Below are 18,243 nucleotides of genomic sequence, written 5' to 3' on the forward strand. Positions count from 1 at the left end.
TGACCTTCCCTTCCTCGTTCCTGCCTGGTCACCGCGACCAGCTGTACGACCGTCCGACTGTTTTCAGCCGCGATCGCGCAGTTCCCGTCGCAGGATCTTGCCACTGGTCGTCTTCGGAAGGACAGGCAGGATCTCGACCTGGCGCGGGTATTTGTACGCTGCGATGCGCTCGGCGCAGTGGGCCGCGAGCTCCGCCGGCTCCACCGAGGTGCCGGGACGCAGGCTCACGTACGCCTTCACGCTCTCCCCCCGGTACGCGTCGGGGACGCCGACCACGGCGGCCTCGCGGACGGCGGGGTGGGTGTAGAGCACGTCCTCGACCTCCCGGGGCCAGACCTTGAAGCCGGAGGCGTTGATCATGTCCTTCTTGCGGTCGACCACGTAGAGCCAGCCGTCGGGGTCCATGAATCCGACGTCGCCGGTGCGCAGTTCGCCGTCCGGGAAGGCCTTGGCCGACTCGGCGGGCAGGCCCCAGTAGCCGGGCACCACCTGCGGGCCGCGGACGGCGATCTCACCGGTCTCCCCGAAGGGGACCTCGGCACCCTGCTCGTCGAGGATGCGGACCACGGTGTCGGCGCCCGGCAGGCCCACGGAGAGGGTCCCGGAGCCGGGGTCCACGGGGGCTTCGAGGTGCACGGGCACGCTGGCGCACGGGGCGGTGCACTCGGTGAGGCCGTAGCCGTTGCGGAGGTAGAAGCCGAAGGCGCCGCGCAGGCGCTCGACGAGCGCGGGCGGGAGCGGCGCGCCGCCGGAGGAGATCACCAGGAACGAGGCGAAGTGGTCCGGGGTGGCCTCGGGGTGAGCGGCGAGGGCCATGAAGGCGGTGGCCGGGCCGACGGTGTAGGCGGGGCGGTGTTCGAGGAAGGCGTCGAGGACGGCGCCGGCGTCGAAGCGGTGGGTGAGGACCAGGGTGCCGGCGTTGGCGAGGCAGGCGGCCAGCTCGCACACCATGCCGGTGATGTGGAAGAGGGGCGCGAGGGCGAAGTAGGTGGCGCCCTCGGGGAGGGGGTGGGCGGTCACCTGCCGGACGGCGTTGTAGGTGAGGGCGCCGTGCGGGTTCATCGCGCCCTTGGGGGTGCCGCTGGTGCCGGAGGTGTAGCTGATCAGGGCGGTGTCGGCGGCGGTGAGGCAGGGGTCGCCCGGCGCGGGCCGCCGTCCGCGGGCCACGGCGAGGAAGTCTGCGGCGGCGGGGCCTGCCGCAGGGGCGGCCGGATGCTCCCGGTCGGGCGCCGCGTCCGCAGCGTCCAGCTGGGCCGTCCGGGCCGCCTGGGCCGGCACGAACGGCCGGGCGGGGGCCGCGACCCGGTACGGCGGCGGGCCCGCCGGGCCCGCCGGGCCGAAGACGCGCGGGTCGTCGCGGGTCTGGAAGTCCAGGTCCGACGTGGTCAGCACGGTCCGTACGGCGCTGTCCCGCGCGGCCTCGCCCACGTACGCCGCCCACGCGCCGCCCTCGCAGACCAGCGCGGCGGCCCCGGAGTCGCGCAGGATGTGCCCGACCTCGCCGGATTTGTACATGGGGTTGAGCGGGACGACGACCGCCCCGGCCTTCCACGCCGCGAGGACGGCGAGCACGAAGTGCGGGGTGTTCTGCAGCATGACGGCGACCCGGTCCCCGCGGCGGATGCCGTGCGCCGCGAGGTGGCCGGCGACGGAGTCGGAGAGCTCGTCGGCCTCCGCGTAGCCGATCCGGCCGTCGAAGTAGGCCAGGGCGGTGCGTTCGGGGGCCCGGGCGACCGCCTCGCGGAAGGCGTGCAGCACGGTGGGCGGCGGTGCGACGGGCTCCCGCTGGACCGCGGCGAGCAGCCCGAGCCACGGCTTGGCGGCGTACCGGGAGGCGCCGGAGACGGAACGGGCAGGGGTCACCGGGTCTCCCATTTCTGCTGGAGGTGGTTCATGCCGCTCAGCCAGCGGTCCGGCTCGGTGGCTCGGGCGGCGTAGAAGTCGGCGACCTCGGGGTGCGGGAGGATCAAGAACCGGCCCTTCTCCATGCCGTCGAACAGTGCGTCCACGACCGCTTCCGGCTCGATCGCGGTCGGCGCGAGCACGAGTTCGCCCGCCGAGCCCGCGGCGGTCAGCATGTCGGTGCGCACCCCTTGCGGACAGATGGCGTGGACCTGGAGCCCGCGGTGGCGGTAGGTCAGCGAGAGCCATTCGGCGAAGGCGAGCGCACCGTGCTTGGTGACACTGTACGGGGCCGCTCCGATCATGGTCAGGAGCCCGGCGGCCGAGACGGTGGACACGAAGCGGCCGCTCTGCCGTTCCAGCCAGTCCGGCAGCAGCAGTCTGGCGGCGCGGACGTGGGCCATGACGTTAGTGTCCCAGGCCGCTTCCCAGACGGCTTCGTCGGCGAAGGCGTCACCGCCCGAGGCGAGCCCGGCGTTGGCGCAGTAGACGTCGACCGTGCCGCCGAGGGCCGCGCGGGCCTCGGCCACGATCGCCGAGGCGTCGCCCGGCACCGGTATCGCCCGGGCGCCGATCGCGGCCGCGACCGAGGCGGCCTTGGCCGGATCCAGATCATTGACCACCACCGTGGCGCCCTCGGCCGCGAAGCGGTGCGCGAGGGCGGCGCCGATGCCGCCGCCCGCGCCGGTGACGACGACTCGCTGGTCCTGGTACGCGCTCACGGGGTCCACCTCTCGTGCGGCCGGATGCCGGATCGCGGGCAGACTAACCGGTCGGTATGTCAGGAGGAAAGGGGCGCGACACCTAGCGTGGCCGGATGACGCTGTCGCGACGCGGGGTGCTGGGACTGGCGGGGGCCATCGGTTCGGCGGGCGCCCTGGGAGCGGCGGCACCGCACGGGTCCGCCGGGGAGGCTGCTGCTGCGGCGGGCCGGGTGCGTACCGGATTCGAGCGGCTCGCCGCCGACGGCTACGCCGAGCTGGCCGGACAGAAGGTCGGGGTGGTCACCAACCCCACCGGGATCACCGCCGACGCCCGGCACCTGGTCGACGTACTGCACGCGGACGAGCGGGTCGATCTGGTGGCGGTGTTCGGCCCCGAGCACGGTTTCCGCGGAACGGCCCAGGCGGGCGGCTCGGAGGGGGCCTCCCGGGATCCGGCGACGGGGCTGCCGGTCTACGACACGTACGACAAGAGCGGACAGAAGCTCGCGGACGTGTTCACGGCGGCCGGGATCGACACGGTCGTCTTCGACATCCAGGACGTCGGGGCGCGCTTCTACACCTACATCTGGACCCTCTACGACTGCATGCGCGCGGCCGCGCTCGCCGGCAAGGCGGTGGTGGTGCTGGACCGGCCCAACCCGGTGGGCGGCCGGCGCGCCGCGGGGCCCGTGCTCCAGCGGCCGTACGCGAGCTTCGTCGGCCGGGAGCCGATCGCCCTCGCGCACGGGATGACGGCGGCCGAGCTGGCCCGGCTCTTCAACGGCGAGTTCCTGGCGGACCGCCCGGTCGGGCTGCGGACGGTGGCGATGTCCGGGTGGCGGCGGGAGGCGTTCTTCGGGGAGACCGGGCTGCCCTGGGTGCCGCCGAGCCCGAACATGCCGACCCCGGACACGGCCCTCGCGTACGCCGGTACCTGCCTGTTCGAGGGGACGAACCTCTCCGAGGGGCGGGGGACGACCACGCCCTTCGAGGTGGTCGGTGCGGAGGGGATCGACCGGCGGTGGGCGGAGGCGGCGAACGCGCTCGGGCTGCCCGGGGTGTGGTTCCGGGAGGCGTACTTCACGCCGGCCTTCTCCAAGCACGTGGGGAAGGTGTGCGGCGGGGTCCGGCTGATCGTGCACGACCGGGAGGCCTTCGACCCGGTACGGGCCGGGATCGGGCTGCTGATCACGGCGCGGCGGGTGTGGAGCGGCTTCGGCTGGCGCGCGGACCACTGGATCGACCGGCTGACCGGATCGGACCGGGTGCGGACGCTGATGGACGCCGGGGCGGACGTGGACGAGGTCGCGGGTGACTGGGCGGCGGGGCTGGCGCGCTTCGGGGCGGTGCGCGAGGAGTACCTGCTGTACCCGTGATCCGACCTCCCCGGGGGCTGGCCGGGCGGGCGCCGCAGCAGGATGCTGACTGCAGCGGAGGCACGGCGTGAAGGGGGACGTCATGGCGGCGGTCGGTGGCGGGTTCGGGGCCGGGATCGGGACCGGGACCGGGGCGGGGATCGGGGTCCGGCCGTACGCGGAGCTGACCTTCGATTCCGAGGGGGACGTGGACCGGGTCACGCAGGGGGCGGTGTCCCGGATGGAGGCGACCGACCTGCTGGTCTTCGCGCACGGCTGGAACAGCGACCGGTCCACGGCGACGCGCCTCTACGACCGGTTCTTCGCGCCCTTCCAGGAACTGGTGGGGTCGGGGGTGCGCCTGGGATATGTGGGTGTCGTGTGGCCCGCCATGGGCTTCTCCGACGAGCCGATACCGGACTTCGACGCGCCGGGCGCCCTCGCACAACCGGGCTCCGGCAGTGCACTGGACCCGCTCACCCGCCGGGCGCTCGGGGAGTTCTGGCCGGAGCGGCGGACGGAGCTGGACCGGGTGGCGGAACTGCTTCAGGAGCGGCCGGACTCGGCGGCCGCCTTCATCGAGTTCGGCGCCCTGGTGCGCGAGTTGGCGGGAGTGGACACGGTGCCCTCGGCGGTCGCGCCGTCGGTACCCGCGATCTTCACGGAAGACGTACTGGAGGTGTGCCGGGCCCTGTCCGTCGCCCTGGCCAGGGCGGGGGCGCCGGGCGCGACGGACCATGCGGACCCGGCGGACCCGGCGGATCCGGCGGACCCGGCGGATCCCGACGGTCCGGGGCTCACGGTCGGCGGCGGGCTGCGCGGCCTGTGGGGCGGCGCCAAGGAACTGCTGCGCCAGGCGATGTACTACAGGATGAAGAAGCGGGCGGGCGTGGTCGGCGAACGCGGCCTCGGCCCCGTGCTGGCCCAGCTGGCGGCTGCCCGGCCCGCCCTGCGCTTCCACCTGATCGGACACAGCTTCGGGGCACGCGTCGTCTCCTTCTCCCTGCGCGCGGTGCCGGACCGGGCCCGGTACGTGAAGTCCGTGACCCTGCTCCAGGGGGCCTTCTCCCACTACGCGTTCGCCGACCGGCTGCCGCACGACAAGGGCAACGGCGGCGCCCTGCGCGGACTCCAGCGCAGGGTCGACGGGCCGGTGGTCGCCTGCCATTCCCCGCACGACTCGGCCCTCAAGCTCTTCTACCCGCTGGCCTCCCGGATGGCGGGCGATTCGGCCGGACTGCTGGGTTTCGACGAGCGGTGGGGCGCCATCGGGCACGACGGGGTCCAGGCGGTCCCGGGTGCGCCCCGTCTGAGCTTGGAGACCGTGCTGCGCGAGGGGCTGCCCGCAGCCGGTTGCGTCAGTGTGGACGCGGGCTCCGTGGTGCGGCGCGGCGGCGCCCCGGCGGGGGCGCACAGTGACATCTGCCACGAGGAACTGGCCCGGGTGGTGGTGACAGCGGGGCGCATGGGGCGCTGAGTTCTGGCCATGTGCCACCCGCACGCCTCGTCCGCCCCCGCATGCGCCCGCCTTCGGCCGGGCATGTTGGGCACATCGACGGAGGTGATGGTGTGATGGCGGGATTCCGGAGTCTGGCCTACCAGGTGCGCGACGCGCGCAACGACCGGGCCTTGCGGCGCCATTCACTGCGCCGCTGCCTCGAGCGGTTCGCGCCGTACGGGCACCGGGCCACGTGGTGGCACCTGTGCGACCGGCACGGGATCGCCCCGGAGGACCGGGGGGCCGATCCGCTGCGGCTGGTCGCCGCCCTGGAGGAGCTGGAGGACGCGCGGGCGGTCTGGCTGGAGTACGAACGGCAGTTCGCAGAACGGCGCCGGCGGGAGAAGCACGACGGCCTGCGCCGGCCGGAGTGGGCCTGGGGCGGCAGCGGGGACGCGGTGGTCCGGTGCGCGGATCCGGGGGTCCGTCCGGAGGGGACGCTGGGCGAGGTGCTGCGCAGGCTGGTGCGGGCGCTGGAGTCGGCACCGGGCACGGCGTGTCCGGTGTGCGGGGACACCGAACTGCACTGGCCGGAGGTGGCTCCGGTCGGCCCCTGGGCGGGGGCGCTGGCCTGGGACGGGCCGGTGTGCGCGGGCTGCGGGATCGTGGTGCCCAGACCGGCCCTGGTGGACACTCCTGCGCTGCTGGGCACCCCCTCGGCGGGAGCCGCGTGAGAACGCCGCCGCGGGTGTCGCCGCCGGTTCCGCTGCTGGTGTCCTTGAACGGCTCGCGGAGCGCCGCGGACGGCCCGGCCGTGCCCTTGTCTCCGCAGGCGCTGGCGGAATTGGCGCTCGCGGCCGTCGGCGCCGGGGCCGGGGAAGTGCTGGTGCATCCGCGGACGCCGTGCGGGCGGGAGAGCCTCTCGCCGCGGGTGGTCGGGCCGGTGCTGGCGGTGCTGCGGCGTACGGGGGTCGGCGTAGCGCTGTCGGTGCCGGTGTCGATCGGGGCCGAGCCCGATCCGGCGGGGCGGCTGGAACGGGTGGCCTCGTGGACGGTGCTGCCGGACCGGGCGGTGGTGCGCTTCGGGCAGCCGGGCGCCGCGGAGCTGGCGCGGGCCCTGCTGGCGCGAGGAGTCGCGGTGGACGCGGTGGTGCCGCTGGGCGGTACGGCCGGGCCGGAGCCGCTGGCCGCGTTCCTGGGCTGGCCGGTGCGTGAGCCCGGGCGGGTCCGGCTCTCGGCCGAGCTGGCGGCGGCCGATCCGGCCCTGGTCGCGGGGCTGCGGGCGCTGCCGCCCGTACCGGTGCTGCTGTACGGGCGGGACGCGGCCGCCTGGCCGGTGCTGCGTCTGGCCACGCGGTGCGGCACCGGCGTACGGACCGGCGCGGGCGATGTGACGCACCTGCCCGACGGGCGGCCCGCCCGGTCGAACGCCGAACTGGTGGCGGCGGCCCGGGAAGTGACGGCGCGGACGGTGGCTACAGCCGCGAGCCGGTGAGCCGCTCGCCGAAGACGTCGTCCGGGTTGGACAGCGCGCAGGTCTCCATGGACAGGCAGCCGCAGCCGATGCAGTCCGTCAGGTGGTCGCGCAGACGGCCGAGCCGGCTGATGCGTTCGTCGAGTTCGGCGCGCCAGGCCTCGGAGAGACGGGCCCAGTCCTCGCGGTTGGGGGTGCGCTCCTCGGGGAGCTGGGCGAGCGCGTCGCGGATGCTGGCCAGCGGGATGCCCACGCGCTGGGCGGCCCGTACGAAGGCCACCCGGCGCAGCGCGTCGCGCGTGTAGCGGCGCTGGTTGCCGGCGGTGCGTCGGCTGCTGATCAGGCCCTTGGCCTCGTAGAAGTGGAGCGCCGAGACGGCGGCGCCGCTACGGGCGGACAGCTGGCCGACGGTGAGCTCGTGGACTTTCTCGGGAATCTGAGGCACCCGGCCGAGCGTAGTCGCAGGTCCGTTGACATCCGCATACGCCCCCCAGCATGCTGAGCAAGCGCTTATTCGTCCGTCAGTCGTCCGCGAGAGACAGGAACAGGGCATGGCCGAGCCGAGGGTCTTCACGTCCGCCGAGGAGCTGCACGCCGGGATCGGCGAACCGCTCGGCCCCAGCGAGTGGCTGGAGGTGGACCAGAAGCGGATCGACCTCTTCGCGGATGCCACCGGCGATCACCAGTGGATCCACGTGGACCCGGAGCGCGCCGCGGGCGGACCCTTCGGTTCCACCATCGCGCACGGCTATCTGACGCTGTCGCTGCTGCCGAGCCTGGTGCCGCAGATCATGCGGGTCGAGGGCATGCGGATGGGCCTCAACTACGGTACGAACAAGGTCCGTTTCCCGGCGCCGGTGCCGGTCGGCTCGCGGCTGCGCGCCACCGCCGTGATCACGGAGGTCGCGGAGGCGGGCGGCGGCGTACAGGTCACCGCCACGGTCACGGTCGAGCGCGAGGGCGGCGACAAGCCGGTGTGCGTGGCGGAGTCGGTGTCGCGCTACTACTTCTGAAGCCCGGCCGGACCGCCGCGCGCCCGCCCCGGGGCCGGCCGCGCGGCGACCATGCGGAGTACGAGGTCGGCGTAGAGCCCGCCGACCTCGTCGGGGGTGCGCTGCCCGACCGTGTTGAACCAGCGGGCCACGTCGATGCACAGCGACAGCACGGCGAGGGTCGTGCCCGGCACGTCGGGGACGTCGAACTCCCCCGCGGCCACCCCGTCGGCGATGATGCGGCGCACGGCCGCGTCGCTCTCCCGGCGCAGCGCCACGATCTCGGAGCGGTGCTCCGGCGCGAGGGCGTCGAGCTCGTACTGGACCACGCGTGCGGTGGTGTGGTGCGCCGCGTGCCAGCGGACGAAGGACCGTACGGCCGCGTCGAGCCGGTCGGCCGCACTGCCGGGGCCGTCGGCGGCGGTGGTCAGGATCTCCAGCGCCTTGTCGTGGCCGATCCGGCTGATCCGGTGGAGCAGCTCTTCCTTGGTCTTGTAGTGGATGTAGAGCGCGGCCGGGCTCATGCCGGCACGGCCCGCGATGTCACGTGTGGTGGTGGCGTGGTACCCGCGCTCGGCGAAGGCGTCGACGGCGGCGACGAGCAGCCGCCGTGCGGCGTCGGGGGTGACCTCGGACCACGGCCGGTAGCCGTCGACCGTATCCTCCGCGCTGCCCATCGCTCACTCACCCTTCACCGTATGGAAGTGAACACCCTACCGGAGGGTGAGCAAGCGCTTAGCGAAGTCGGGCCGACCGGGCCCGGCGAGCCGCCCCCGGGAACCGGCTACTTCGGTGCGAAGGGATCGTACTCGGCCATGATCTTCTCCATCCTGGCCTGATCCACCCGGCTGACGATCTGCGTGACCTCCTGGCGGTCACGGATCACCTTGGCCAGGGTGAAGGCCGAGGTGGTGAGGTAGAGGACCGCGATACCGAGGAAGGCCCGGACCCAGCCGCTCGCCTCCAGGTTGTAGATCCCCACGGCCACGGCGCCGATGGCGATGCCGAAGGAGGCGACGGCCTGGCCGTAGTACGCCCCCGTGCTCTGCTGCTTGACCGGTGTCTCGTTCATGGGTCGAGCATCGGGCGGAGCGAGCGCGAGCACATCCGCACGCGTACTCATGCGCGTACTCAGCCTGCCCCGGGCGGCCTCAGAAGGCGGAGACCCCGGTGCGGGCGCGGCCGATGAGCAGCTTCTGGATCTGGCTCGTGCCCTCGTACAGGGTCATCACGCGGGCGTCGCGCAGCAGTTTGCCCGCCGGGTACTCGTCGATGTAGCCGTACCCGCCGTGCACCTGGAGGGCGTTGCTCGCGGCGCGCACGGCGGCCTCGGAGGCGAAGAGCTTGGCGGTGGAGGACTCGGTGGCGAAGGGCTGCCCGCGGTCGATGAGGTCGGCCACGCGCCAGGTCAGCAGGCGGGCGGCGTCCACGTCGACCGAGATGTCGGCGATGAGCTCCTGGACCAGCTGGTGGTGGGCTATCGGCTTGCCGAACTGCTCGCGCTGGGCAGCGTACGAGAGCGCCGCGTCCAGGGCCGCCTGCGCGATGCCCACACAGCCGGCGGCGACCGACATCCGGCCCTTGGCGAGGGCGGACATGGCGACCGAGAAGCCCTTGCCCTCGGGGCCGAGCATCGCGGAGGCGGGCACGCGGACGCCGTCGAGGACGAGCTCGGCGGTGGCCTGGCCGCGCAGGCCGAGCTTGCCGTGGATCTCGCGGCGGGTCAGGCCCGGGGTGTCGGTGGGGACGAGGAAGGCGGACACCCCGCGGTGGCCGGGCTCGTCGCCGGTGCGGGCGAAGAGCAGCACCACGTCGGCCCAGGTGCCGTTGGTGATGAACATCTTGCTGCCGTCGAGGACGTAGGCGTCGTCCCCCTCGCGCACGGCGCGGGTGGTGAGGCTGCCGGCGTCGGAGCCGGTGCCGGGCTCGGTCAGGCCGAAGCAGCCGAGCGCGTCGCCGGAGCACAGGCGGGGCAGCCAGGCGCGCTTCTGCTCCTCGGTGCCCCAGGCGGCGACGGTCTTGGCGACCAGGCCGAGGGAGACGGAGACGATCCCGCGCACGGCGGAGTCGCCGCGCCCGAGCTCCTCGGTGACCAGGACGTAGGAGAGGTGGTCGCCGCCGGAGCCGCCGTACTCCTCGGGGACGGTCAGGCCCAGGAAGCCGAGCGCGCCCAGCTTCTTCACGATGGCCCGGTCCACGCTCTCGGCACGGTCCCACTCGGCGGCGTACGGGACGACCTCGCGCTCGGTGAACTCGCGGGCGAGCCTGCGGACGGCGGTCTGCTCCTCGCTCAGCTCCAGATTCACCGGGCACCTCCGGGACGGGACCGGGGCCTTTAACTAGCACCGGTAGTTTATGGCGGGCAGGCCCTACTATGTGGCGCATGGCCAGACCGCGCAAGCCCCTCCTCAGCCGGGACCGCATCATCGAGGCGGCCGGCGCCCTGGTGGACGCGGAGGGGCTGGAGGCGGTGTCGACGCGGCGGCTGGCGGCCGCGCTCGGGGTCAGCGGACCCTCGCTCTACAACCACTTCCGGACCAAGGACGAGATCCTGGACGCGGTGGCGGACGCGGTGAGCGCGCGGGTGGACCTGTCGATGTTCGACGGCGGCCGGGACCAGGACTGGCGGGCGGCTCTGCACGCGTGGGCGCACTCGTACCGGGACGCCCTCGCGGACCACCCGAACATCGTCCCGGTGCTGGCGCGCGGGCCGGGCCGGCGGCCGGCCGGGCTGCGGCTGGCGGACGCGGTGTTCGGGGCCATGACGGCGGCGGGCTGGCCGGCGGCGCAGGCGACCCGGATCGGCGCCCTGATGCGGTACTTCATCCTGGGCTCGGCGGTGGCCTCCTTCGCCGGGGGGTTCGTGGACGACCGCACGGCGTACGACCCGGCGGACTACCCGCACCTGGGCCAGGCCCACCTGCTCGCGGAGCGCGGGCGCGAGGTGGACGAGGACGCCTTCGAGACGGGCCTGGCGGCGCTGCTGGACGGACTGGCCCTGCAGTACGAGGCGTTGAACGAAGTCGCGTGACGCGCCCGGTCGCGGCAGCGCGCCGGGGCACGGCGGCGGCAGCAACCGGGCGGCGGCCGCAGCGGCAGGGCGGCGTCCGTCAGGGCTGGAAGACGACGAGGGAGCGGCCGCCCTTGCCGGCCAGCATGGCGTCGAAGGCGGCCGGGATTCCGTCGAGGGTGATGCGGTCGGTGACCAGGGTGCCCAGGTCGAGGCGGCCGGCGCGGACGTGCTCGGCGATCACCGGGAGGTCGCGGGCCGGGTCGCTGTTGCCGTAGACGCAGCCGGTGAGGGTGCGGGCGAAGTGGAAGATCTCCATGGAGTGGAAGGTGACCCGCTGCTCCTTGCCGCCGATGCCGACGACCGTGGTGCGGCCGCCGCGCCGGGTCGACTCCCAGGCTCCCCGGATGGTCTCGGCCCGGCCGACGCACTCGACGGCGACGTCGGCGCCCTGCCCGCCGGTCAGCGCGCGGATCTGCTGGGCGGTGGTGTCGGAGGCCACCACGAACTCGGTGGCCCCGGCCGCGCGGGCCAGTTCCTCCTTGGCCGGGGACACGTCGACGGCGATGACCGGACCGGCCTGCGCGATCCGGGCGGCCTGGAGGGCCGCCAGGCCGACCCCGCCGACTCCGAAGACGACCACCGACTCGCCCGGGCGGACCTGGGCGCTGTGCCGGACGGCCCCGTAGCCGGTGAGGACGGCGCAGCCGAGCAGGGCGGCCTCGGTGAGCGGGATCCCGGCCGGGGCGGGCAGTACGCAGTTGGCCGCGACGACGGTCTCCTCGGCGAAGGCGGCCACGTTCAGCCCGGGGTGCAGCGCGGTGCCCTGTGCGTCGTGCGCGTAGACGGCCCCGACCCCGGTGAGCGCCGTGGCGCAGAGCCAGACCTCACCGATCGTGCAGTGGTGGCACTCCCCGCAGGACGGGGCCCAGTTGAGCACCACGCCGTCACCGGGGGCGACGTGGGTGACGCCCTCCCCCACCGCGAGGACCGTGCCCGCGCCCTCGTGACCGAGGACGGCGGGCACGGGGACCCGCATGGTGCCGTTGGTGAGGGAGAGGTCGGAGTGGCACACCCCGGCCGCGGCCAGCCGCACCCGGACCTGCCCCGGGCCGGGATCCGGCAGCACGATGTCCCTTATCTCCAGCGGGGCTCCGACGGCGGGCAGGACAGCGGCGCGGACCATGGTCGTCATCTCGTCTTTCCGGTACGGGGCGGGTGCGGCGGTTCGGACGGGTGCGGCAGGCGGGCAGGTGGGCAGGCCGACAGCTCGGGCAGGGGGATCAGAACTGCAGCGACTTGGTCTGGAGGTACTCCGCCAGACCGTGCGCGCCCAGCTCACGGCCGACACCCGACTGCTTGTAGCCGCCGAAGGGCGCGAGCACGTTGAAGCGGCCGCCGTTGATGTCCACCTGCCCGGTGTCCATCCGGCGCGCGAAGGCCACGGCCGTCGCGTCGTCGGCGGCCCAGACGGCGCCGCCCAGGCCGTAGACGGTGCCGTTGGCGATGCTCAGGGCCTCCTCCTCGTCCTCGTAGCGCAGGATCGACAGCACCGGGCCGAAGATCTCCTCCTGGGCGATGGTCATGTCGGGCGTGACGTCGGCGAACACCGTCGGCGCCACGAAGTACCCCTGCTCCAGCGGCGCGTCGGGCCCGCCGGCGACCAGGCGCGCGCCTTCCACCACGCCCTTGGCGATGAAGCCGCGGACGCGCTCGTGCTGCTTGGCGTTGACGACCGGGCCGACGCGGACGCCGGCCTCGCGGGGGTCGCCGGTGGGGTAGTCGGCGACGGCGGCGGCCGCGAGCGAGACGGCCTCCTCGTAGTGGTCCCGGTGGACGAGCATCCGGGTCAGCGCGTTGCAGCTCTGGCCGCTGTTGTTCATGACGTGCCCGACGCCTGCCGCGACGGCCTTGACCAGGTCGGCCCCGGGCAGGATGACATTGGCCGATTTTCCGCCCAGCTCGAGCGCGACCCGCTTGACGGCGGCACCGGCCGTGGCGCCGATCTGCTTGCCGACCGCGGTCGAGCCGGTGAAGGAGACGAGGTCGACTCCCTCGTGCGCGGCGAGAGCCTGGCCGGCGACCGGACCGGTACCGGTCACCATGTTGAAGACTCCGGCCGGGATGCCCGCCTCGTGCACGGCTTCGGCGAAGAGCTGTGCGGTCAGCGGGGTGTCCTCGGCCGGCTTGAGGACGAGGGTGCAGCCGGCGGCGAGAGCGGGCGCCACCTTTGCAACGACCTGGTGCAGCGGATAGTTCCAGGGCGTGATGGCCGCGACCACCCCGATCGGTTCCAGCAGCACGGTGGAGTTCCCGACCCGCTCCTCGAAGGCGTACGAGGCGGCGAGTTCGGCGTAGGAGGTGGCCACGGCGATCGGCGCTCCGACGTGGACCGCCTTCGAGAAGCCGAGCGGGGACCCGAGCTCGGCGGTGATGGTCTCGGTGAGCTCGCCGGTACGGGCCAGCAGTGCGTCGCGGAGCGCGCCGATCAGGGCGGCCCGCTGGGCAGGGGCCGTGGCCGCCCAGCCGGGGAGGGCCGCACGGGCCGCGCGTACGGCCGCGTCCACGTCCTCCTCGGTACCGGCCGGGACCTGGGCGATGACCTGGCCGTCGGCCGGGTTCACGACCTCGATCAGATCGCTGCCGGCGGCGGGCCGCCACGCGCCGTCGATGTACATCCCGTCGTGGGCCTTCATGGCATTCCTCCCGAGCACGCACGAGCGCGTAGATCCGACCTCGTGAACACCCTACAAACTAGCGTCGGTAGTTTTTATCGGCCGGAGGCGCCGGATCTCAGATGATGCCGAAAAGCATCCCTGCCGCGAGGACCACGAGCGAGGTCAGGGCCGCCCATTTCACGGTGAATCGGGTGTGGTCGCCGAACTCGACCTTGGCCATGCCGACGAGGACGTAGACGGCCGGAACCAGCGGGCTCGACATGTGCAGGGCCTGGCCGACGAGGGAGGCGCGGGCGATCTCGAGCGGGGAGACCCCGTGGGCGGCGCCGGCCTCGGCCAGGACGGGCAGGACGCCGAAGTAGAAGCCGTCGTTGGACATGAAGTAGGTGAGCGGCAGGCTGAGCAGGCCGGTGACGAGCGCCATGTGCGGGCCCATGCCCTCGGGGATGGCGCCGACGAGCCAGTCGGCCATGTGCTTGACCATGCCGGTGCCGGTGAGGACCCCGGTGAAGACGGCGGCGGCGAAGACCATGCCGGCGACGTTCAGGACGTTGTCGGCGTGGGCGGCGATCCGGGCCTTCTGGTCGGGCATGTGCGGGAAGTTGACGGTGAGGGCGAGGGCGGCGCCGAGCAGGAACAGCACCGGGATGGGCAGCAGCTCCATGATCATCGCGGTGAGGAGGGCCACGGTGAGGCCCGCGTTGAACCAGTAGAGGCGGGGCCGCAGGGTGGGGCGGTCGGGGTCCAGGCCCTGGAATCCGTCCTCGGGCGCGGGGGCGGAACCGTTCCCGTTCGGGGCGGCGGCGGCCGGACCGGCGGCTGACCCGGCGGAAGTCGCAGATCCGGCGGAATCCGTAGATCCGGCGGAGCCATTGACGGACGCGGACGTCACGGCAACGTCCGCGGCGGCCGCCGCTACCGCGCCGGGCCCGGCCGGGACCAGCTCCGCCTCGGTGGCCCCCGGCGCCGCCGGACCGGGCAGCACCAGCGTGCCGACCCGGCGGCGCTCCCGTACGCCGAGGACGTACGCCAGGACGAACACGAACAGCAGGCCCACCGCGAGCGCCGGGATCATCGGGACGAAGATGTCGGCGGCATCGAGCTTGAGGGCGGTGGCGGCGCGCGCGGTCGGACCGCCCCAGGGCAGGGTGTTCATGACGCCGTTGGCCGTGGCCGCAACACCCGTCATCACCACCAGGCTCAGGCCGAGCCGCTTGTACAGGGGGTACATGGCCGAAACGGTGATCATGAAGGTGGTCGATCCGTCGCCGTCGAGCGAGACGATCGCGGCGAGGACGGCGGTGCCGACCACCACCCGCATCGGATCCGCCTTGCAGAAGCGCAGGATGCCGCGGACGATCGGGTCGAAGAGGCCGACATCGATCATCACGCCGAAGTAGACGATGGCGAACATCAGCATGGCGGCGGTCGGGGCGAGCTTGCCGACGCCTTCGATGACGTAATCGCCGAGGTGCGCGCCCTTGCCTGCGAACACGCAGAAGAGTGCGGGGATGAGGACGAGCGCCGCTATGGGCGACATTTTCTTCATCATGATCAGGACCAGGAATGTCGCGATCATGGCGAAGCCGAGGAAGGTCAGCATGTGGGGAAGGTAGGTGCCGCCTCATTGCGCCAACAAGACGTCCGAGCGTGAGCAATACGAGCAAAACCCCAGCTCAGGGCAGTGGCGCCAGCTCGACGGGGAAGCCGTTGAGCACCGCCGTGCCGGACAGCCGGTCCATGCGGGTGCCGTCGAGCAGCTGGTTGACGTTCGCACCGGGCGCCGCGGCGGCCACCGACAGCCGCGAGCCGGCCCGGTCGTGGCCCCAGCCGTGCGGAAGGCTCACGACGCCACGGCGGACGGCGTCGGTGACCTCGACGGGCACCTCCAGGCTCCCGCCGTCGGCGGTGATCCTGGCGTGCCCTCCGTGGACGAGTCCGAGCCGGTCCGCGTCCTGCGGATGGACCTGAAGGGTGCAGCGGTTGGAACCTCCGGTGAGGGCCGGGACGTTGTGCAACCAGCTGTTGTTGGACCGCAGATGGCGGCGGCCCACGAGCACCAGGGCGGCGGGGCGGTCGGCGAGCGTCGCGCCCAGCCGGGGGAGCTCGGCTGCGATCGGGTCCGGGAGCAGCTCGATCCTGCCGCTGCGGGTCTTCAGCACGCCCGGGAGCCGGGGCCGCAGCGGACCGAGGTCGATGCCGTGCGGCGCCTGCCGCAGATCTTCGAGGATCAGGTCGTACGGGCCGGTGCGCAGCATCAGGTCCAGGCGCCGCTCGGGTCCGGTGCGGCCGGTCAGCAGGCGCGCCAGCTCCTGCGGGTCGCCGCCGTGGAGCGGTGAGTGGGGATCGGTGACGGCCCGGGCCAGGCTGTCGGTTATGACGCGCTCGTCCACGGCCCCCGGCGGCGCTCCGTGCAGGCCGGAGACCGCGAGGATCAGGCGCGCGTGGATCTCGCACTCGTCCATGCGTCCGTCCTCCAGCGGGAGGGCGGCGGGTGAATAGCGGGCCTGGTTGCGCACGGCGAACCCGTTGAACGCGAAGTCGAAGTGCGCGCTCTGCGAGGGCGGCGGCGGTGGCAGGACGACGTGGGCGTGGCGTGAGGTCTCGTTCAGGTAGGGGTCGACGGAGACCATGAAGTCCAGTCCGGCCAGCGCCCGGTCCAGTCGGTCGCCGTCGGGTGCGGACAGGACCGGGTTGGCGGCGATGGCCAACAGGACCCGGATCCGGCCGTCGCCCGGAGTCTCGATCTCCTCCGCGAGGGCGGCCATCGGCAGCTCGCCCTTGACCTCCGGGTGGCCGGAGACCCGGCTCGACCAGCGGCCGAGGGTGAACCCCCTGCCCGGACCCGCGGGGCGGCCCGCAGGGGCCGTCGCGGAGAGCGGGAAGAGGGCTCCGCCCGGCCGGTCGAGGTTGCCGGTGAGGATGTTCAGTACGTCGACCAGCCAGCTCGCGAGCGTGCCGAACTCGACGGTGCAGCTGCCGATCCGGGCGTAGACGGCGGCGGTGGGTGCGGCCGCGAGCTCGCGGGCGAGGGTGCGGATCTCGGCAGCGGTGAGGTCGCACGCGGGTGCGACGGCCTCAGGGGTGAAACTCCCGAGCGCGGCACCGAGTTCCCCGATGCCGTCGCAGTGTTCCGCCAGCGCTCCGGGGTCGGCGAGCTTCTCCTCGATCAGGGTGTGCGCGAGGGCGGCGAGCAGCAGTGCGTCGCTGCCGGGGCGGGGCGCGAGGTGGCGGTCGGCGAGCGCGGCGGTGCGCGTACGGCGCGGGTCGACGACGACCAGGGTGCCACCGCGGGCGCGCAGGGCCTTGAGCCGGCCCGGGAAGTCGGGAGCGGTGCACAGGGAGCCGTTGGACTCGACCGGGTTCGCGCCCAGGAGCAGCAGGAAGTCGGTCCGGTCGAGGTCGGGGACCGGGATGGCGAAGGGGTCGCCGAAGAGCAGTCCGCTGGATACGTGCTTGGGCATCTGGTCGAGGGTGCTGGCGGTGAAGAGGTTGCGGGTGCCGAGGCTCTTGAGGAGCAGGGGCGGGTAGAGCGCGCCGGCCATGGTGTGGACGTTCGGGTTGCCGAGGACGACCCCGGCCGACTGGGCCCCGTACTCCTGGACCAGGGCCGGGACGGCGCTCGCGACGGCCTCGAAGGCCTCTTCCCAGGTGGCCTCCCGCAAGCGGCCGTCGCGGCGGACGAGGGGGCTTCGCAACCGGTCGGGGTCGGAGTCGAGCGCCCCGAACGCGGCGCCCTTGGGACAGATGAAGCCGCGGCTGAAGACGTCCCCGCGGTCACCGCGGGCTCCGGTGACCGCGCCGTCGGCAAGGGTGAGGCTGAGGCCGCAGGTGGCTTCGCAGAGGGGGCAGATACGCAGGGCGGTGCGGGACATGGGCCCTCCAGGGGCGGCGGTCTGCGGCACGGACGCGCGGAGTGCACCGAGCATACCGACCGGTACGCATGGAGGGGAGAGGTGTGCGGGACCGAGTGGGTACGGGTGACGACCGGCACCTCTCGAACCCCGGCGGCAGCGACACCGGGCCCGGCAGCGGCAGTACCGCCGCCGGGCCCGGAAGGGGTCAGTCCAGCACGCGGGCCAGGTACGCGTGCATCATCGCGCGCGTCTCGGCGACGATGCCGGGATCCCCGGCCGGGTCGGTCCGGAAGGCGAGCTGGATCAGCGCGTCGGTGGCCTCGACCGCGACGAGGACGGCCCGCTCCAGCACGGCGTCGGGGGTCAGGGCGAGATGCGCGGAGAGCAGTTCCGTGAGCCGGGCGGCGACCTGGTGATTGGGGTCCGCCTCCGGCCCCTCCGTCGGAGGCGCGGGCACACCGAAGTCGACGAGCGCGAAGCCGGGAACACTGCGCTTCATCGCCAGGTACTCGTCCAGTACCGCGTCCACGACGGGCCGCCAGTCGGTGGCCGGGATATCGGCGAGCCGGTCCGCGATGCCGTCGGCGTAGCGGTCCAGGTTGCGATGGGCGAGGGCGATGGCCATGGCCCGCTTGTTGCCGAAGAAGCGGTAGACGGAACCGATCGGCACGCCGGCGCGCAGGGCCACGGTACGGGTGCTGAGGTTCTCGTACCCGGTCTCGTCCAGCAGCTCGGCGCAGGCGTCGAGGATGCGGGCGAGCCGGTCGGCGCTGCGCTGCTGGATCGGCGCTCGGCGCAGGGAGTGGACGGGAGGCACGGGGTCCATCATGCCG

The 18,243-nt window shown here is 73.5% G+C and carries 17 protein-coding genes; 6 read left to right on the forward strand and 11 right to left on the reverse strand.

Annotated features, from left to right (window positions below; all coding sequences use genetic code 11):
* Positions 1-63 precede the first annotated feature (63 nt).
* Together ACXNSR_RS09190 and ACXNSR_RS09195 are read right to left on the reverse strand one after the other, a co-directional pair.
* Positions 64-1,875 (reverse strand): class I adenylate-forming enzyme family protein, encoded by a 1,812-nt coding sequence (locus ACXNSR_RS09190; protein WP_458641619.1) that lies wholly within the window; start codon positions 1,873-1,875, stop codon positions 64-66.
* A complete protein-coding gene (locus ACXNSR_RS09195) occupies positions 1,860-2,624 on the reverse strand; it encodes an SDR family oxidoreductase (protein WP_458641620.1) in 765 nt (254 codons plus the stop codon). The genes ACXNSR_RS09190 and ACXNSR_RS09195 overlap by 16 nt, the downstream gene beginning before the upstream one ends.
* 95 nt (positions 2,625-2,719) lie before the next feature.
* Here ACXNSR_RS09195 and ACXNSR_RS09200 point away from each other — a divergent pair, with 95 nt between their 5' ends.
* The 4 genes from ACXNSR_RS09200 to ACXNSR_RS09215 all read left to right on the forward strand — a co-directional run bounded on the left by ACXNSR_RS09200 (position 2,720) and on the right by ACXNSR_RS09215 (position 6,894).
* The gene (locus ACXNSR_RS09200; RefSeq protein ID WP_458641621.1) at positions 2,720-3,982 is read left to right on the forward strand and encodes an exo-beta-N-acetylmuramidase NamZ family protein; all 1,263 of its coding nucleotides are present in this window, start codon (positions 2,720-2,722) and stop codon (positions 3,980-3,982) included.
* A 67-nt stretch (positions 3,983-4,049) separates the two neighbouring features.
* Positions 4,050-5,438: a serine-threonine protein kinase gene (locus tag ACXNSR_RS09205; protein ID WP_458641622.1), complete on the forward strand. Its 1,389-nt coding sequence runs from the start codon at positions 4,050-4,052 to the stop codon at positions 5,436-5,438.
* A 95-nt stretch (positions 5,439-5,533) separates the two neighbouring features.
* Positions 5,534-6,133 (forward strand): hypothetical protein, encoded by a 600-nt coding sequence (locus ACXNSR_RS09210; RefSeq protein ID WP_458641623.1) that lies wholly within the window; start codon positions 5,534-5,536, stop codon positions 6,131-6,133.
* Positions 6,130-6,894, forward strand: a complete 765-nt coding sequence (locus tag ACXNSR_RS09215) for a 3-keto-5-aminohexanoate cleavage protein (RefSeq protein ID WP_458641624.1) — start codon at positions 6,130-6,132, stop codon at positions 6,892-6,894. The genes ACXNSR_RS09210 and ACXNSR_RS09215 overlap by 4 nt, the downstream gene beginning before the upstream one ends.
* Here ACXNSR_RS09215 and soxR read toward each other — a convergent pair.
* Entirely contained in the window at positions 6,875-7,318 is a 444-nt protein-coding gene (gene soxR / locus ACXNSR_RS09220) for a redox-sensitive transcriptional activator SoxR (protein WP_458641625.1), read from the reverse strand. The two genes, ACXNSR_RS09215 and soxR, sit on opposite strands and share 20 nt — an antisense overlap.
* Before the next feature lie 106 nt (positions 7,319-7,424).
* Here soxR and ACXNSR_RS09225 point away from each other — a divergent pair, with 106 nt between their 5' ends.
* Positions 7,425-7,886 (forward strand): MaoC family dehydratase, encoded by a 462-nt coding sequence (locus tag ACXNSR_RS09225; RefSeq protein WP_458641626.1) that lies wholly within the window; start codon positions 7,425-7,427, stop codon positions 7,884-7,886.
* Here the strand turns inward: ACXNSR_RS09225 and ACXNSR_RS09230 are convergent.
* The 3 genes from ACXNSR_RS09230 to ACXNSR_RS09240 all read right to left on the reverse strand — a co-directional run bounded on the left by ACXNSR_RS09230 (position 7,877) and on the right by ACXNSR_RS09240 (position 10,171).
* On the reverse strand, positions 7,877-8,542 hold the full coding sequence (locus ACXNSR_RS09230; RefSeq protein ID WP_458641627.1) for a TetR/AcrR family transcriptional regulator: 666 nt from the start codon (positions 8,540-8,542) through the stop codon (positions 7,877-7,879). The two genes, ACXNSR_RS09225 and ACXNSR_RS09230, sit on opposite strands and share 10 nt — an antisense overlap.
* 107 nt (positions 8,543-8,649) lie before the next feature.
* Positions 8,650-8,937 (reverse strand): YiaA/YiaB family inner membrane protein, encoded by a 288-nt coding sequence (locus ACXNSR_RS09235; RefSeq protein ID WP_327734722.1) that lies wholly within the window; start codon positions 8,935-8,937, stop codon positions 8,650-8,652.
* Between the two features lie 79 nt (positions 8,938-9,016).
* The gene (locus ACXNSR_RS09240) at positions 9,017-10,171 is read right to left on the reverse strand and encodes an acyl-CoA dehydrogenase family protein (protein WP_458641628.1); all 1,155 of its coding nucleotides are present in this window, start codon (positions 10,169-10,171) and stop codon (positions 9,017-9,019) included.
* Positions 10,172-10,248: 77 nt separating this feature from the next.
* Between ACXNSR_RS09240 and ACXNSR_RS09245 the strand changes: the two genes are divergently transcribed.
* Entirely contained in the window at positions 10,249-10,896 is a 648-nt protein-coding gene (locus tag ACXNSR_RS09245; RefSeq protein ID WP_458641629.1) for a TetR/AcrR family transcriptional regulator, read from the forward strand.
* A gap of 79 nt (positions 10,897-10,975) precedes the next feature.
* Here ACXNSR_RS09245 and ACXNSR_RS09250 read toward each other — a convergent pair whose 3' ends face one another.
* The 5 genes from ACXNSR_RS09250 to ACXNSR_RS09270 form a co-directional block, all read right to left on the reverse strand.
* A complete protein-coding gene (locus tag ACXNSR_RS09250) occupies positions 10,976-12,061 on the reverse strand; it encodes a Zn-dependent alcohol dehydrogenase (protein WP_458643235.1) in 1,086 nt (361 codons plus the stop codon).
* 97 nt (positions 12,062-12,158) lie between these two features.
* Positions 12,159-13,571 (reverse strand): aldehyde dehydrogenase family protein, encoded by a 1,413-nt coding sequence (locus tag ACXNSR_RS09255; RefSeq protein ID WP_458641630.1) that lies wholly within the window; start codon positions 13,569-13,571, stop codon positions 12,159-12,161.
* Positions 13,572-13,668: 97 nt separating this feature from the next.
* On the reverse strand, positions 13,669-15,156 hold the full coding sequence (locus ACXNSR_RS09260) for a CitMHS family transporter (RefSeq protein WP_458641631.1): 1,488 nt from the start codon (positions 15,154-15,156) through the stop codon (positions 13,669-13,671).
* A 73-nt stretch (positions 15,157-15,229) separates the two neighbouring features.
* The gene (locus ACXNSR_RS09265; protein ID WP_458641632.1) at positions 15,230-17,428 is read right to left on the reverse strand and encodes a molybdopterin-dependent oxidoreductase; all 2,199 of its coding nucleotides are present in this window, start codon (positions 17,426-17,428) and stop codon (positions 15,230-15,232) included.
* A 187-nt stretch (positions 17,429-17,615) separates the two neighbouring features.
* The gene (locus ACXNSR_RS09270; protein ID WP_458643236.1) at positions 17,616-18,236 is read right to left on the reverse strand and encodes a TetR/AcrR family transcriptional regulator; all 621 of its coding nucleotides are present in this window, start codon (positions 18,234-18,236) and stop codon (positions 17,616-17,618) included.
* Positions 18,237-18,243 lie beyond the last annotated feature (7 nt).

Source organism: Streptomyces sp. NC-S4 (assembly GCF_054353315.1).